The 17,608-nt window shown below is 39.6% G+C and carries 15 protein-coding genes; all 15 read left to right on the forward strand.

Annotated elements, in window-relative coordinates; genetic code table 11:
• Positions 1-340: 340 nt before the first annotated feature.
• The 15 genes from CR194_RS13170 (at position 341) to CR194_RS13240 (ending at position 17,561) form a co-directional block, all read left to right on the forward strand.
• A complete protein-coding gene (locus CR194_RS13170) occupies positions 341-1,156 on the forward strand; it encodes an N-formylglutamate amidohydrolase (RefSeq protein WP_110610159.1) in 816 nt (271 codons plus the stop codon).
• 1,173 nt (positions 1,157-2,329) lie between these two features.
• On the forward strand, positions 2,330-3,352 hold the full coding sequence (locus CR194_RS13175; RefSeq protein ID WP_110610160.1) for an extracellular solute-binding protein: 1,023 nt from the start codon (positions 2,330-2,332) through the stop codon (positions 3,350-3,352).
• A gap of 32 nt (positions 3,353-3,384) precedes the next feature.
• The gene (locus CR194_RS13180; RefSeq protein WP_110610161.1) at positions 3,385-4,515 is read left to right on the forward strand and encodes an ABC transporter ATP-binding protein; all 1,131 of its coding nucleotides are present in this window, start codon (positions 3,385-3,387) and stop codon (positions 4,513-4,515) included.
• A complete protein-coding gene (locus CR194_RS13185; RefSeq protein WP_110610162.1) occupies positions 4,512-6,254 on the forward strand; it encodes an ABC transporter permease in 1,743 nt (580 codons plus the stop codon). Before CR194_RS13180 ends, CR194_RS13185 begins: the two co-directional genes overlap by 4 nt.
• Complete coding sequence (locus tag CR194_RS13190; protein WP_110610163.1) at positions 6,254-7,042, forward strand: HAD-IIA family hydrolase; 789 nt, start codon at positions 6,254-6,256, stop codon at positions 7,040-7,042. Before CR194_RS13185 ends, CR194_RS13190 begins: the two co-directional genes overlap by 1 nt.
• Before the next feature lie 28 nt (positions 7,043-7,070).
• Entirely contained in the window at positions 7,071-7,658 is a 588-nt protein-coding gene (locus CR194_RS13195; protein WP_110610164.1) for a glycerol-3-phosphate responsive antiterminator, read from the forward strand.
• 84 nt (positions 7,659-7,742) lie between these two features.
• Positions 7,743-8,882, forward strand: coding sequence for a hypothetical protein (locus tag CR194_RS13200; RefSeq protein ID WP_146035954.1), 1,140 nt, complete (start codon positions 7,743-7,745; stop codon positions 8,880-8,882).
• A 45-nt stretch (positions 8,883-8,927) separates the two neighbouring features.
• Positions 8,928-9,188 carry a hypothetical protein gene (locus CR194_RS13205; protein ID WP_110610166.1) on the forward strand — a complete coding sequence of 87 codons (261 nt, stop codon included), beginning with the start codon at positions 8,928-8,930 and terminating at the stop codon, positions 9,186-9,188.
• A gap of 43 nt (positions 9,189-9,231) precedes the next feature.
• Positions 9,232-9,906 (forward strand): DUF4867 family protein, encoded by a 675-nt coding sequence (locus tag CR194_RS13210; RefSeq protein ID WP_110610167.1) that lies wholly within the window; start codon positions 9,232-9,234, stop codon positions 9,904-9,906.
• 20 nt (positions 9,907-9,926) lie between these two features.
• Positions 9,927-11,957: an alpha-glucosidase gene (locus CR194_RS13215; RefSeq protein ID WP_110610168.1), complete on the forward strand. Its 2,031-nt coding sequence runs from the start codon at positions 9,927-9,929 to the stop codon at positions 11,955-11,957.
• 23 nt (positions 11,958-11,980) lie between these two features.
• On the forward strand, positions 11,981-13,318 hold the full coding sequence (gene sftI, locus CR194_RS13220) for a sulfoquinovose isomerase (protein WP_110610169.1): 1,338 nt from the start codon (positions 11,981-11,983) through the stop codon (positions 13,316-13,318).
• Between the two features lie 13 nt (positions 13,319-13,331).
• Complete coding sequence (locus CR194_RS13225) at positions 13,332-14,513, forward strand: diphosphate--fructose-6-phosphate 1-phosphotransferase (RefSeq protein ID WP_110610170.1); 1,182 nt, start codon at positions 13,332-13,334, stop codon at positions 14,511-14,513.
• A complete protein-coding gene (locus CR194_RS13230; RefSeq protein ID WP_110610171.1) occupies positions 14,479-15,216 on the forward strand; it encodes a GntR family transcriptional regulator in 738 nt (245 codons plus the stop codon). The genes CR194_RS13225 and CR194_RS13230 overlap by 35 nt, the downstream gene beginning before the upstream one ends.
• Positions 15,217-15,230: 14 nt before the next feature.
• Entirely contained in the window at positions 15,231-16,094 is an 864-nt protein-coding gene (locus CR194_RS13235) for a class II fructose-bisphosphate aldolase (RefSeq protein ID WP_110610172.1), read from the forward strand.
• A 39-nt stretch (positions 16,095-16,133) separates the two neighbouring features.
• Positions 16,134-17,561: an aldehyde dehydrogenase family protein gene (locus CR194_RS13240; RefSeq protein WP_332888670.1), complete on the forward strand. Its 1,428-nt coding sequence runs from the start codon at positions 16,134-16,136 to the stop codon at positions 17,559-17,561.
• Positions 17,562-17,608 lie beyond the last annotated feature (47 nt).

Raw genomic sequence — 17,608 nt, forward strand, 5'->3', positions numbered from 1 at the left:
GATTCGAAGTTACATAAATGGAGGTTCGAATGAATTCGCGTGTCGTTTCCAAAGGGGTGGTGGGTAGGAGAAGCGAAAGCCCAATATTATGAAAATATCATTAAGAACAAACTGAAGTCTTAACGAGACGCCGCCGAGTCATCTCTTCCTTTTTAGTTAAATTTTTCGATCGTCAAATTTTTTCTCAGCTTCTCCATGACTGATTCCTCTAATAAGTTCATATAATTATTTTAGATGGGATTGTCACACGTTGCTCTTGTGATAGTACTTTATGATAAATCAAACAAAAGAATTTTTCAGATTGAGAGATATTTAGAGAGAGAGAGTTTCGGAGGAGCGGATGGAAATTAGATATGTCATAGTCTTAATTTTAACCGTGCTCGTCGCTGGCTGTTGGGGAGGAGAACGAGAAACAATACAACAGAACATGGACCATATAAAAGAACTGGAATTAGTTGACTACAATTTTAGTGAAATGGGAGCCGGGAAGTTAGAAGAAACGTATAAAAACAATGAGCTTGAAAGCAAGATTTTTGCATACGAAAAGCGTTTTTCTCAAAACAATTATAAAGGGGCCATGGGTGTTGACGATCAGGTGGGATTTATTGCAGGCAGCGAAGAGGTGAATGTCCTGATTTCAGCTCCCCACACGACCCGTCACGTCCGTGACAAAGACTTAAAGGCGGCGGAAATAAATACTGGTGCGATGGCACATTTAATTCAGGAATATACCGGGGCGCATCTTATCTTTAATACACACAAAGGTGAAGATGCAAACGATGTCCTAGGCGGAAAGTATAAAGAGAAGATTGGTGAGATTATTGAGGAACACACGATCGGTTTAGTAATTGATTTGCATGGTCAGGACAGATCGTTCGATGTGGATATCGGCACTGACGACGGAGACAGTGTAAGGGAGGAATGGGTGCGGCAGTTGTATACCATTCTTCATCATCACGGTATTGAACATGTCTATGAAAATCACACCTTTTCAGCAAGCCATCCGGTAACAGTCACTCACCATACTTGGAATGAATACGGCATCGAAGCCATGCAACTGGAAATTAACTCCGATTTTAGGGACCCGGATAACAACCTTAAGTCTTTCTATGACATGCTCAGCAGTCTGGTGATTTTTGTGGAGAATGTTGAATGAGGGGAAGGGTGTTTGAAATCTGATGCCTGCCCCCACTCCTTCGCTGTATCGTCAAGGAGCTTGTCCATATTGCTTAACGCTATAAGTACTTTTATGTGTGATGGAACAAAGATACGCCGCTCTGCATCTTATAAAAATTCATATCCAATTTCCCTTAAAATTTGACCATACCTTCGAACCATGGTTGTTGCAATCCCCACTTGAGCGGCGACTTCCTTTGTAGAAAAAGATTGTTCATTCGGTTGGAAAATCGTGTCGCATCTCCTTTTCTATTAGATATGTAGGTGTTTGGAAGGGATATGTTGTCTAGTGATATGACACACAACAATATGTTGGCTGGGCTCCAATGTACCGCAATTTCTCTTTCATTAGATTCTTCTAATCTCTCTTTTCACACGTATGCTAGATTATACCATCCAGGGACTTGTCCATATCGCTTAGCTTTATAATGTGGGATTGAGTAAAGGTACGCCAATTGTAATCTTATATCAATTTATAGTCATTTTGTATATCGGTCTTTCTATGCCGAGTTCTCAATTTATATCGCCTAGCGATACGACCCACAAAAAAAGAGCCATTTAGCTCTCCTTTCATGAGAAAATATATGAAACAGACATTTACTTTTGACCAATGAGTAGAAAGAGACTAGGGTCCACCACCAATGATTACCTCGTTTGCCACGTCCCCTAAAACGACATTTCCCGGGGAATTATGAGGTAATTCCTCACTGACATTTTGTGCCTGCCCCCCTAAGCTAAAGTGTAAAGCGTTAAAGTGCGGAAGTGGAGTTTAGGTAAATATTGCTTATAAACTTTCAACAGGAATTGAGTGGGAGTGTTATCTTGAAGATAAACAATCGTATAAACGGTGACCGAAGGGAGGGTTCTTCTGACCGGAAGAACCCTCCCTTCGGTCGTGAGGTGATTAAAGGGATGGTTAATAAATCGTTAATAAAGTTCACAGAATGTTCATATTTGTCTTGATTTATCTAATTTCCTGTAATATACTCTGGGTAGTTCATAAATATGTGCGTGACTGGTTAGAGAATATGAGACAACCATTTTCGTGCAAACTTCTTTCTTTCTATCAAAGATTGAAGTCTGCATGCAATGGTTGTTTTTTATTGCGCATTTTTGTAAACGCATTCATAAAAATGGAGAGGGTGGAATTAAAATGAGGAAATTTGGATTTGGCTTATCAATTTTATCTCTTGGTGCATTAGTAGCTTGTGGTGGAGGAAATAGCAATGGTGGAGATGGCGAAGGGGGAAGCGTGAATATCTATTCACCGGAAACGCCAGAAATGACAGAAGAACTTGCTCAAGCTTTTGAAGAGGAGACTGGAATTACTGTAAATGTTAACTATGCTGGGACGAACAATTTGGTTAACCAAATGATTGCAGAAATGGACAATCCTCAAGCAGATTTATGGTATGGAGGTGGAGGGCTTCTTCCTTTTGAGTCGGCAATTGAGCATGGTTTTATTGAAGCCTATACTCCGGAATCAGTATCTGATTGGGAAGCATATGAGAACGATATTAAGGTTCGACATGAAGATTGGATGTGGACAGGAGTAGAGGTATTTGTTCTTGGTTTGGTTTATAACACAGATCTTGTTGATGAAAGTGAGCTACCACAGACATGGGATGACTTGTTAGATGAACGTTGGGAAGATGAACTTCAAATGCCAAATCCAGCAGCATCAGGAACAGCAACGTTATTAGTACTTAGTCAGTTGATGGAAAAAGGCGAAGAGGCAGGCTGGGAGTATTTTGACCAGTTGTATCAGCAAATGAATGCAATGCCTGACTCAGGTGGTGCACCATCTCAGGCTGCAGGAACAGGCGAAGCTCAAATTGGTATTGGCTTTGACTTTATGGCTTATCAAATGATGGAGCGTGGAGAATCTGTTGACTTTCACGTACCAGAAAATACGCCAATTCTTGTAAATCCTGTTTCATTAGTAAAGGATGGTCCTAATCCAGAAAATGGGAAGAAGTTTATCGACTTTATGATGTCTGAGGAAGGGCAGGAAATTAAAGCTAACTGGAACCACATACCGTTGCATCCAAACGTAGAATCGCAATCGCCACTAACTATAGATAGTCTGCAAGAGCATGCGATGGACTTGGACATCGACTGGGTCGTAGATAACTATGATGATGTGCGTAATCAGTGGAGAGAAAGATACCAATAAAGCTCTTTTAAACTATTAGGAGGAATATTCATATGGGATCAGTTAAAGTTCAAAACTTAGTGAAAAAATACGATAAAGCAACAGCATTAAAAGGGGTAGATTTGGACATCAAAGAGGGCGAATTTTATGCCCTCCTTGGTCCTTCAGGCTGTGGGAAAACAACAACGATGCGTTGTATAGCAGGCTTTGAAAAACCTACTTCAGGAGAAATCTTAATTGGGGACAAGGTAGTAAACAATGTACCCGCTAACCGCCGTAATTGTGGAATGGTTTTCCAAAGCTATGCCTTGTTCCCTCATTACAATGTATTTGAGAATGTTGCATATAGTCTGAATATTCGAGATCTTTACAGTGGTTCAATGGGTCAAAGAGCTAAAACATTTGCTCGACTCATGAGCAGACGGTTAAGCAAGCCTACAAAGGAAATACAGCGAAAGGTTCATGATGCATTAGAATATGTTGAACTTGGTCACCTAGCGGAACGAGGAGTGAACGAACTCTCTGGTGGTCAACAACAACGTGTAGCTCTTGCAAGGGCATTGGTCATGGAGCCGTCTGTCCTTTTGATGGACGAGCCGCTCTCAAACTTAGATAAAAAGTTGAGAAATACAATGAGAACAACGATTAGGAGAATTCAACAGGATTTAAAAATTACTACGATCTTCGTTACACACGATCAGGAAGAAGCTATGAGTATGGCTGACCATGTTGCAGTCATGCGAGACGGTGAAATTGTTCAGATGGCTACGCCAACAGAACTTTACAGTTCACCTAAAGATCCGTTTGTAGCTGATTTCGTAGGCTCTTCTAATATTTACGAGGGGCAAGTGATGGAGACTAATGCGCAAGGAAACCCAATAGTTAAAATTACAGACAACATTCATCTAGTATCTGACACTCGTACAGATAAAAAAGATGTAAAAGTATTAGTCCGTCCTGAGGGGATAGAGATTCTTCGTAAGGGAAGTACGGTGAAATCAGAAAATGTAGTAGAAGCAAAAGTGAAAATTAGTACATACCTAGGTCCGACGATTCGTTATGATTTAGAACTTGAGGGCATGGATGTAATGGTAGAAGAGGAGTTCCAGCCTAACACAACACTGTATGCAGAAGGAGACACGGTCAGTGTTCATTTGCCTATGGAAAGGGTGGTACTTATATGAGCAATGAAAATAAACCAAAAGGGCAGAACTCCAAGCTCGGAGATTGGTTTAGAACTTTTGATAGTTTGAAAATAATGAAGTGGTCTGTTTACTTGTTTTTCTTCTTATTTCTCGTTTTACCACTCTTTTCGGTCTTTCTTGTAAGCTTTACAGGTCAGCCGGTGAACATTCTTGGTTCTCTAGTGAATCCCGACATTATGGCTACGAATATAGAAAGATTAAGCAATGCTTCTTTAGAGCATTATCAAAGTTTGTTAGGAGGAGGAACCTACTTCTATGCTCTAAGAAATAGTTTAGGTTTAGCAATTAGTGTTTCTATTCTAGTTATATTACTATGTCTTCCTTTAGCCTATGCATTTGCAAGAACGACCATGCCTTTTAAAAAGACGCTTGCGGCATTATGCACCATTCCTCTTATTGTACCTACATTCATTTCAGCGGCTGGATTCATTATCATGTTTGGCCGAACAGGTTGGGTAAACACGATTTATCAGTCGCTAGGATTTGATGGATTGTTAATTAATGCCTATTCGATGACGTCTATTGTGTTAATTCAAGTGTTTTTCTTCTTTCCATTTGCTTTATGGCCAATGGTAGCCGCGTTTAAAATTGCGGATATGTCTTTAGAAGAGGCTTCGAACAACATGGGATCGAAAAACTGGACAACGATGTTTTTCGTTACATTTCCTCTGGCGATTCCTGGTATTATTTCAGCGGCACTACTCATTTTCACTGTCAGTTTCTCGGACTTTGGTACGCCAATTATCCTTGCACCAGACGGTTTGAACTTAATTGTTGTTGAAGCATACCGAGAAATATCTGGTTTCTTTAACTGGGCTGGAGCTTCTATTTTAACCATAGTCATGGTTGCTGTTGCAGCTATCTTCTTTTGGCTGCAGCGTTATATTACTAAAAATAAAGATTACGGTACGCTCTCTGGTAAACCAAAAGGGATGAGACTAAACGACAGCAAATGGGTTACTCGCTCCCTTTTAGTTTACACTTGCCTTATTCTACTAATACCAATGTTTGTACTGTTATCTGTTTTGGTTCAATCATTTGCGACGACATGGGGCGCAGATTTCCTTCCTCGTGGATTTACGATTGCTCATTATGCAACAGTATTTACTCGCTCCGGTGATAATATTATGAACAGTCTTTTACTAGCTGGTGGGGCACTGCTCATTAGTATGATTGTGGCGACTCTTGTATCATATTTTGTCGTTCGTGAAAAAACATCCAAATTAGATTTTATGTCTTCTATACCACTTATTGTTCCGGGTATTGCACTAGGTATAGCTTATATTCAGACGTTCAATACAGCACCTTTGCAATTAACAGGCACAGCTTTCTTACTTATTGTGGCCTATGCAATTAGAAGAATGCCTTACATGATACGTTCGACAATGGGGACGATGATGGCGATTAAGTCAGATATTGAAGAGGCGGCCGTCAATTTAGGAGCTTCTAAATTAGTTGCCATTATTACTGTAGTAGGGCCGTTGATGCTTCCTGGTATTGCTGCTGGCTCGATTCTTGTATTCGTTACAGTTATTAAAGAAACAAGCATTACCGTCTTAATGGCTCCAGCAGATTGGGCACCAATGAGTTTAATGGTATTTCAGAATTTGCTACGCGGTGAAGTGTATACCGCTTCGGCTATGGCGATGCTTATTATTGTTCTTGTCATCATCTTACAAACACTCGCTAATAAAATCACGAAAAATTCTCTTTACTAATGAGTAGTATTAAAGGATTTATTATCGATTTGGACGGAACTGTCTATTTACAGGATTCCCCTATTCCTGGGGCAATAGAGGCGATTAATCGGCTTTATGAACAAGGACATAAAATATGTTTTTTAACGAATAATCCTACAAGAGAAAACAAATTTTATTATCAAAAGTTGAAAAATATGGGTCTGCATGTATCGTTGAATGATGTACTTTCTGCAACATACATAACGACCCTCTTCTTTCAACAGATCATGGAAGAGAAGGATCGTCTCTGGGTAGAGGGGGAGCCTGCTTTAAGAAGAGAGCTTCAAAAAGCTGGTCTAGCAATGGCCTCTTCTCCCTTGACTTCTACTATGGCGGTACTTGGGGGTGGACCCTCTTTCACTTTTAATCATTTAAACAATCTTTATCAGGCTTACCTTAAGGGGGCCAAAATGTATGCGACTAACTCGGATCTTACTTGCCCACTAGAAAATGAGAAAGTCCCTGATACGGGAGCTTGGATCGCTGCTTTGGAAAGCCTAATGGGGGAGAATTCGTTTGTGGAAGTTATCGGAAAACCTTCTTCGAACACAGCAAAAACAGTTTTGCGCCATCTGAATCTCTCTCCAGAGGATTGTTATGTCGTTGGAGATCGGCTAGACACGGATATCCTTTTAGCTCAGCAGAATGGTATGAAAAGTGTTTTAGTCCTTACAGGTGTCACGTCCTTGGAAGATTTGAAAAATCATTCTGGTGCTCAACCGAATTATGTATTGAAATCCTTACCAGAACTAACTATCATTGAGTAGGGTGTTTATTCATCATGAAAGGCTGGTAATGAAAGTGAAATCTAAGAAATCAGATCAGTTAGTAAATATGATAGAGTCGCAGGTTATTGCAGCAATTAGTAGTCCAAATCAAATTGATCAGGCGATCAAAAGTCAGTGTAATGTAGCGTTCTTGCTAACAGGTGACATTTGCAATATGCATACTCATGTCAATAGATTACAACAAGGTGGACTAAGCGTATTTGTTCACTTGGATCTGATTGAAGGTTTGAAAAGCGACAAAAAAGCTGTCCAATTTATTGGGGAAGTGATTAAACCTGAAGGAATCATAACTACGAAACCTTTTCTCATTAAGTATGCTAAGAGTATAGGTTTGATTACCATCCAGCGTTTGTTTTTAATCGATAGCACTGCTTTAGAAAAAGGAATGCAGATGGTCGAATCCTCTAAGCCAGATGCTATTGAAATGCTTCCCGGAATTATTCCAAAGGTAGTAGACCGTATCTCGCGAACAATGGATATGCCAATAATTACTGGAGGTCTTCTTGAAACGAAAGAAGAAGTGATGGAAAGTTTAGAAGCTGGAGCTCTTGCGACATCCATTGGTTCACCATGTTTATGGGATATCGACTTATAACTACTTCTGCCTGCTGTGTATATAAACACAGCAGGTCTAATTAAATATGCACAATATTATTAATCTAACTGCCAATTTTGGTGAATGAAAGTAGTGATAGATTTGTTAGAAGTGGAGACTGGAAAATTAAATATGAGCTTTACAGATTCTATTCGACCTATAGAAGAAGTAACTGGAACTTTCGAATCTGCAAACTATATTTATATTTGTGCTGGATATGGCAATACGTTACTTGCCGATCATCAATTAATGGAGTCTTTAATACGGTTAAAAAACAGACCTGCCATGAAAGTGTTTTTACACCCTACTACTTCAGTTAAGACACATCGATTCATGGAAATTATTACACAGTTTCCTATGGCTCAGTTTTATTTTCATGCCTCTGCGAACAGCGGTATCATTGTGACAGACGAGGCGGCTTATTTAAACGAAACAATTCTAAAAGATTACAATTCAGAATGTGGAAAAAATCACGGGGTCGGAATGTATTCTGTGGATCAACATGTGATTGATTATTTGACTTCTTGTCTAAAAAAACTGATCGATACGAAAGATTATCATGCTGTAAGTCAGTCTACGATTAAATCATTCTTCGAAAATACTGTTTCTTATGGGGATTCTTTACGTAATCAATTAATTATGCTTATCTATTCTTTTGAAGCCATTCTCTGTGATTTTTCAGATGATCTGACTCTAAATGAAAATAAAGATGCAAGCCAACCCTGTAAAAAAGGTTTGTTAAATGCGTTCTCTCGATGGCAGAACGCTCTTACTTCTGTAATCGAGGAAGTGAATGAGGTTCTCTGCAAGTCTTCTAAAATGAATTATAAAGGAAATGCCAACAGGAAAATTCATACGACTATGTATGAGATACGATCGCTTCTTTATGATTTTGAGAATATTTCGTTTTCTACTGAAGTAAAAAAATCAATCGAATTATCGTCTGCGGTCGAAGACGATGAACTAGGTTATTCACACCAACTTATTGAAAAGTATGCCGGAATATACAACCACTTGATTGGCACGGAAGAAGTCGAAGGCGATGAATCTGATGGCTATATAAACAACATTGCATCTACACTAGCTCAGATGAAGAAAGAAGCGGATGTTTCTGAAAGCGCTTCACTTGTTCGCTATAAACAAATGGAAGAAATGTATGATCGATTGACCCTACTTAATTATCATATAAACAAATTTGCTTTTCATCTAAAGTACGGAACTTAGGACTGGACCGGAGGGACGGTTCCTGTGGTCGAGGGGTATTTTCTAATGTTCGAAGCGGAGTCCTTAAGACCTCTGTATGGATTCTCTGAAAGTAATCTCTGGTATTGCTCCTTCATTGGCGTTGGTTCGAATGAGCGTTTGTGGAAAGTTCGAAACAGCACGTTGGTGGTGGAGTTTTCAATTTGGAGTGCCGATGACCGTAGGAACCGTCCCTCTGGAAATTATCTTTTTTTTAGTAATATTCAAAAAAGTATTGAGAACGCTTTCTTTGTGTTCTATAATGGTTTTAAAGGTAACGATGTTTAATTAAACATACCTATATTTAAAACGGATTTTAGGAGGTCGTGTCTTGGAAACATTCCAGCATATTAAAGAGAATAATCCGGATTTAAAGATTTATCATATTGAGGATCGACAGTTCAGCAAGTACGGGAGAGTTTTAACGGAGGGGGCTTTTTCACACATTATAGATAAAATGGATGAGTACCCGATTCCTGAACGTGAAAATGTGTATAAAGCGTCAGTAAGTGAATTGGAGTTTACCAGTAATCGAGGAAACTACGAGCGTGTTTTTTTCGGAGGTAGTCCCGTTCAAATTGGCTACTGTAATGGCAACACGCACAAGTTAAATGCGTTGGAATACCACAAAACGAGTGAAATAAATGTAGCAGTTACAGATTTCATCTTATTGTTAGCAGACAAAGAAGATTTAATAGAAAATACAATTGATTCTTCAAAAGTAGAAGCTTTCTATGTCCCTAAAGGCGTGAATCTCGAAATCTATCCTTACACCCTTCATTTCGCACCGTGTAAGGTTCAACCGGAAGGCTTTAAATGTATTGTAATCTTACCTAAAGGAACAAATGAGCCTATTGAAACGCATGAACATACTTTTGATGATAGTGAAAGCGATCTGCTTTTCATGGAGAATAAATGGTTAATTGCTCATCCGGAACGAAAGACGTTAATAGAAAAGGGAGCATTTCCAGGTATTAGAGGAGAAAACATACAAATTAAACTGTGAACAAGAAGGGAGCGAATTAAATGAAGGAAGTAATTGAAATTCAGTCAACAACCAATGAATTTTCTGTGTTCGTCAATGGAAAACCGACACTGGTGCATAAAATAAATTCTCCAATGTTATATGTAGGGACGGGAAAAAGTTCAGTACAAATGTATCGAGGTAACTTTGATATTTCAGACTATATTGAAGAACGAATTCCTCTTCGAAAAGCAGTAGTTTCTAGCCTTGCTGAAGGTATAAAAGTAAGTTTTTCAGAAACTGAGGGCACCCCGGTAGAACTTGAAATGGAAATCTTGAAAAAGGATATAGACCGAATTGACGTTACCTTTAATAAAAAGGAAGAATCTAACAATGAAAGATGTTGGATTCGTGTTGCTGCAGATGAAGAAGAGAAGATTTACGGCTGTGGGGAGCAACTTTCTTATTTTAATTTAAGAGGGAAAAACTTTCCTTTGTGGACATCTGAACCAGGTGTAGGCAGAAACAAAGAGACCTATACAACATGGCAGGCAGATGTAAAGGATCGAGCAGGCGGTGATTACTATACGACCAATTATCCTCAGCCTACATTTGTATCTACGAATAAATACTTTCTTCATTTATCAACTACAGCATATGCTGACTTCGATTTTTCACACAAAGATTTTCATGAATTACACACTTGGGAAGTCCCTGAGTCGTTGCAAATTGTCGCAGGTAGCACATATTTAGAGTTAGTAGAAAAAATGTCCGAGGTGTTTGGTACCCAGCCTGAACTACCTGAATGGACTTATAATGGCATTTGGTTAGGTATTCAAGGGGGCACGGAGGTTGTTGAACAAAAACTAGAGACAATGCTCCAAAATGATGTCAAAGTAGGTGCGGTTTGGTGTCAAGATTGGCAAGGAAAACGAATAACATCATTCGGAAAGCGTTTAATGTGGAATTGGATTTGGGATAAGGATATGTACCCTAATTTGGATCAGAAAATATGGGAATGGAAGGAACAAGGCATTCGTTTCTTAGGATACATTAACCCATACGTTGCTAAAGAGGGCCATCTTTATAAGGAGGCAAAAGAAAAAGGTTATTTAGCAACTAAAGAAGACGGGAGCGATTACCTCGTAGATTTCGGTGAATTTTATTGTGGAGTCGTTGACTTTACAAACCCTCAAGCATCGGAGTGGTTCAAAGAAGTGATTCAAACTAACTTAATAGATTTTGGGTTAGACGGTTGGATGGCTGACTTTGGCGAATATTTACCGACTGATGTGAAATTGTATGATGGTTCGGACCCTATGAAAATGCATAACTTATGGCCAACACTTTGGGGGAGTATTAACAGAAAAGCGATTGAAGAAAGAGAAACAAAAGATGATCTCGTTTACTTCATGCGTGCAGGCTACACGGGGATTCAAAAAGAATGTCCACTATTATGGGGAGGAGATCAAAGTGTTATTTGGGAGAAAGATGATGGATTAGCCTCAGTGATACCTGCTGCATTGTCTTCAGGTATGACCGGATGTGGACTTCACCACAGTGATATTGGTGGGTACACAAGCTTACATGGGAACAAAAGAAGCAAAGAACTATTATTAAGATGGGTTGAAATGGCCGCTTTTACACCGGTTATGCGAACACACGAAGGAAATCGTCCCGATGATTGTTTTCAATTTGATGGTGACGAGGAAACGATTAAGCAGTTTGCAAAAATGACAAAAATATATACGGAGCTGGCGCCATATATTCGAAAGTGTGTAAAAGAAAATGCAGAGAAAGGTATCCCAGTTCAACGACCTCTCTTTATGCATTATGAACAGGATCAAATTAGTTATGACATTAAATATCAATATTTATTAGGCAAGGATCTTTTAGTGGCTCCTGTTTACGAGCAAGGGAAATCCTCATGGGAAGTGTACCTTCCAGAAGATAAGTGGGTTCATTTATGGACAGGTGACACTTATTCAGGCGGTCACCATGAAGTAAGAGCGCCGATTGGTCATCCACCAGTGTTTTACAGAAGTGACTCATCTTATCGAGAACTATTTGAATCGTTCAAATTAAATGATTGAACATCATGGGAGGAGAAATAGACATGGCAAATTCAATTTTATACTTACCGATTGCGAGAAAAACGTTCAATATGGAGGAAGCCGAGAAAATATGGAAAGCAAGTTCTGATTTACTTTCTAAAACGTGTCGTTATGTGAAAGAACCTGAATATTTAATTACTTCACCTGATGAATTGGAAGACTTTTTAGCGACTGTCGATGTTGATGTTGATACTATTGTTTATCAAAGCGTAACGTTTGCAGATGGGGAATTTATACAGGCTACGATTAATAAAATTAAGGTTCCGGTTGTTGTGTGGTCCGTTCGTGAGCCTGTAGTCGGTCAGCGTTTAATGCTTAACTCTTTAACCGGTGGCAATAGCACGTGTCATGTGTTGCAGTCTAATAACCGTTCATTCAGTTTTGTATTTGGGAATCCAGATGAAGCACAAGTGAAGGACACACTTGCTTCGCATCTTAGTGTAACGAAAACGATATATAATACGAGTCGTTTGTGCATTGGAGTTGTCGGTGACCATCCACCTGGTTTTTATTTTTCCGGTACAAATAAAGAAAAGCTTCAACATACGTTCGGTGTGACGTTGAAAGATGTGGACTTACTTCATGCCTTTAAGGAAGCTAAAGAAGTCCCTGAAGAACGTTGGAAAAAAGAAGTGGATACTGCAGAAAATAAAATTATAGGACTGAATAGGAACGACGAAACGGTCATGCGCTTTGCACAGTTTACAGTTAAAATGCGAGATTACATAGAAGAGGAAAAGCTTTCGGCTTTGGCAATTCGTTGTTGGCCTGACTTCTTTAATGAATTGGGAGCCGCTGCCTGTTCCACATTATCTCACTTAACAGATGAGAGTATGGTGTCTGCATGTGAGTCTGATATTCACGGTTCATTATCTATGTATATATTGAATCAATTATCAGGTGGAGCTGCTCCGTATTTAGGAGACATGGTTCATATTAATCAGGAGAATAACGCAATGGTTTTTTGGCACTGCGGTGCAGGAGCTTATTCATTAGCGAGTCAAAGAACAGGTGCGAAAGCAGGAGTTCACCCGAATCGAAAAATGGGCCTGACCATGGAATTTGGATTGAAGCCTGGCAAGGTTACGATATTCAGAGTTGGTGCAACACCTGAGGGCTACAGGTTACTTGTATTTACAGGAGAGGCCTTGGATGTACCACAGCGTTTTAACGGCACAACAATTGAAGTGGCTGTAGAGAAAGATGTGCAAGAAGTGATGCAAGAATTAATGCTTGAAGGGTTTGAACCTCATTATGCCATTGTTCATGCAGATGTTCGTGGACAAATAAAGGAGTTCGGTCGTTTGCTGAATCTCCCAGTGGTTGAAATAAATAGCTGAAGGAGGGAGGTGAATGAAAGTAGCAATTGGTCAAGCCGGTGGCCCTACCGCTGTGGTTAACCGCAGCCTAGCAGCATTTATTTCAAACTTTAATCCTGGTGAAATCATGCTCGTTTTTAACGGTTACTCCGGACTTGCAGAAGATGATTTAATAGTAATGAAAGAAGCAGATAAAGAAAGAATTATTAGTCATAGTCATGTTCCAGGGGCGATGCTAGGATCAGGGAGATATCATTTTAATGAAGAAAGAATGGAAAGAGCGGTAAATAATTTAAAGAAGCATGACATTGATACCCTTGTTTTTATTGGTGGAAATGGAACAATGGCTGCTCTTTACCGAATCTCCAAGTTTGCAAAGGCGAAAGGGATGGATTTAAATGTTGTGGGAATTCCTAAGACCGTTGATAACGATTTGTGCGGCACGGATCATGCCCCTGGTTTTGCTAGTGCAGCCCGTTATGTAGCTATGAGTGTGAGAGATTCAGATAGAGACGTGTCTTCTATGAAAAACTTTGAACAAGTTCGCATTCTGGAAACGATGGGAAGGAATGCTGGGTGGTTGGCCCTTGCAAGTGGTTATTTGAAGAATACAGCTGAAGAAGGTCCCCATCATATATATTTACCCGAAAGAAATTATTGTTTAAATGATGTGTTAATAAATGTTGAGCGTACTTGGAAGGAATATGGATATGCAACTGTAGTTGTCAGTGAAGGAGTGAAGTTCGACGAAGATCATCAAGTCCAGCATTCAGTTTCCAATGGGAGGACTGTATTAGGTGGTATTTCAAGAAGTTTGGAGGTGTTTCTTCAAGAAAATTTAGGTGTCATGGCGAGAGGTGAATTACTGGGAATGAACCAACGGAGTTTTACAAGTGCTGTATCCCGTTCTGATTGTGTTGAGGCAGAGGATGTCGGGATTTATGCTGCGAAATTGGTTCGATCAGGAGTGAGTGGCGAAATGGTTCGTCTCCTACGCAAAGATACTGTAGAATATGAAGTAGATATATCATCAGTATCTTTACTAGATGTTTATAATGGAGGTGAAAGGCTTCTGACGAGCCAGTTCATTGACCATCCGGATCGATATTATAGATGGCTGGATGGATTAATAGGAGATGATTTGAAAACCTATCCCGAACCTTGGCTGAGAAGCAGTAAATATGAAGAGAAAAGAAAATATCATAACCGACAATAAAGGTGCCCTTTATCTGCAAGTGAAGGATATCATCATTCAGAGAATTCAACAGAAAATTTGGCCAGCTAATACGCTCATTCCAACAGAGCAAGAACTCATGAAAGAATTTGGCGTGAGTCGTACGACCATTCGCCAAGCTATTCAGATTCTCGTAGTGAATGGTCTATTAGAGAAAAGGCAAGGCAGAGGAACTGTTGTTAAGCCTCAAAAGCTACAAGGGAGTTTAGGTAAACTGAAAGGTTTCGCAGAAGAAGTATTAGATAGTGGAAGAGTGCCTAGATCTAAAACTTTAAGGGTCGAGTTTCGAACTGATTTGTTCAGCGAAAAATCAGTTCTGCAACTAGAGGAGTCAGCAACCGTCCTCTTAATAGAAAGAATACGATTTGCTGATGAAACACCGATTGCTCTAGAAAGAACAGTCTGGCCCGAATATATAGGCAAAATACTCGTTAAACATGATTTAGATCATGCAAAGTATTATGAAATATTAGAAGAGCAAAATATTTGGTTGAGAAAGGCATCAGAACAAATTAAAGCGATAAACGCTACATTACTAGAAGCCGATTATCTTGGGGTTAGAGGTGGCGAAGCGTTATTGGAAATGGTTAGGCTGAGTTTTGGTGTTGATGATAAGCCGATAGAATATACAAGAACGAAGTATCGGAGTGATCATTATCATTATGATATTGACCTCCAACGATAAAAGGAGGAGTTATTATGCCATATATTTCAGGCAAGGAATTATTAACGCATGCATATGAAAATGGTTATGGGGTCGGTGCTTTTAGTGCTCATAATGCTGAAACCATTCAGGGTATTTTAACGGCAGCAGAAAAAGAACAGGCTCCGATCATGATTCAAGTAGGGCAAAAGGTCATTCAAAACATCGGCTTAAAAGCGATGAAAGCAATGATAGATGTCTATATGGAAGAGATTACGGTGCCGGTAGCTATCCACTTGGATCATAGTAGAGAAGTACAACAAACAATGGAAGCGATTCAACTAGGTTTCCAGTCAGTCATGTTTGACGGCTCGGCACTACCATTTGAAGAAAACGTAGAAAAAACAAAATTTGTGGCTCAGGCGGCTGACCATTTAGGTATTGGCAGTGAGGGAGAAATAGGTAAAATTGGGGGGACGGAAGATGACATTACCGTCGATGAAGATGATGCTATGATTACATCAGTTGAGGAAGCGCTGGCTTTCGCCAAACAAACGGGTGTAGATTATCTTGCCGTTTCTATTGGAACTGCTCATGGAATTTATAAAAGACCTCCTAACCTTGCATTTGATCGTATAGACGAAATATCATCGGCATTACAGAAACCAATTGTGATGCACGGCGGATCAGATGTCCCTGACGAACAAGTGAGAAAAGCCATTTCGTTAGGAATAGCGAAAATTAATGTAGATACCGAATTACGGGTTGCATTCACAAAAGGTGTACAGGATTGCTTTAAAAAAGATCCTAAAGAATATCATGTCGCCCATTCGCTCGGACAGGGTCGGTCCTACCTGCAAGAAAAAGTTCAGGAAAAAATCCGTCTTTTCAACAGTCAAGGGAAAGCAAGTCTTTTATAATATTAAAGGTAGTGATGAATAATAAAAAGAGGTGATCTTTTGTTAAGTGTAAAAAATTCGTATGGACAATGGATAGGTAATAAATGGGAGCCCTCGGACAGCCAACTAGATGTTATGAATAAATACACTCTTGAGAAAATCGCATCGATAGGAGTAGCTACACGAGGAAATGTACAACAGGCCGTAAAGTTATCACGTGAGGTTTTGTCTGAGCCATTTTCACCTTATGAAAGGTATAAGGTATTAAAACAGACAGCAGAATTGATGATTGAGAAACAAGAGGAATTGGCACAAATCATTTGTGAGGAAGTTGGAAAACCAATAACAGAGTCACGAGGTGAAGTTGCAAGAGCAGCAATGACTTTAGAAATTTCTGCTGAGGAAGCAAAACGTATTTCCGGCCATGCCGTACCGGTAGAAGCAGCGCCAGGCTCAGAAAGGAGGAAGGCTTTTACTATCCGAGTGCCTGTCGGTGTTGTTGCTGCGATCACTCCGTTTAATGTTCCACTTAATCTTGTGTGTCATAAAGTGGGGCCAGCACTTGCAGCAGGGAATAGTGTTGTATTGAAGCCGGCTGAAGTCACGCCACTCTGTGCGTTGAAGTTAGCTGAACTATTCAACGAAGCTGGTTTACCATCTGGAAGATTAAATGTATTAACTGGGAATGGACCTGAAATAGGACAGTGGTTGATAGACGAGGAAGATATATCTATGTTTAGCTTTACGGGCAGTCCCCGTGTAGGAAGATGGTTAAGAGAGAGAGCGGGAACTAGAAAGGTGGCCTTAGAATTAGGGAATAATTCTGCAACCATCATTCACCACGATGCAGATTTAGATACTGCTGCTGAGCAAGTGGCGTTAAAGAGCTTTAATAATGCTGGTCAAGTATGTATATCCGTCCAAAGGGTATATGTCCATGAATCTGTGAAAGAGTCTTTTCTTGATAAGTTAAGAATTAAAACAGAAGCATTAAAAGTTGGGGATCCATCTGATGATAAAACACATGTAGGTCCGATGATTCATCCAGATCAATTGAAACGAGTAGAAGAATGGGTAAACGAAGCTGTTTCGCAAGGGGCGGAAGTAGTCACAGGAAACACAAAACAAGGAACGGTGTTCATGCCAACGGTTTTAACCAACGTTAAGCGATTTATGAAAGTATGTAAAGATGAAATTTTTGGTCCAGTAGTGTCGATTCTTTCCTATGAAGGTGAGGATGATGTCATCAATGAAGTAAATGATTCTGCCTACGGTCTTCAGGCAGGTTTGTTCACAAACGATTTATCGTTCGCTATGAAAGCAGCAGAAAAAATAGAGGTAGGCGGTCTTATTATTAATGACACTTCAGGCTACCGAGTTGATCACATGCCTTATGGAGGCGTCAAAGGTAGTGGAAATGGAAAAGAAGGGCCAAAATATGCGATTGAAGAAATGACCAATGAACGAATTATAGTGATGAACTTGTAATTGTTTCTTGATAGTCATTAATTATTAGGCTATTTACATCAAAGGTC

Source organism: Salipaludibacillus keqinensis, from assembly GCF_003226325.1.
Taxonomy (GTDB): Bacteria; Bacillota; Bacilli; order Bacillales; family Salisediminibacteriaceae; genus Salipaludibacillus; species Salipaludibacillus keqinensis.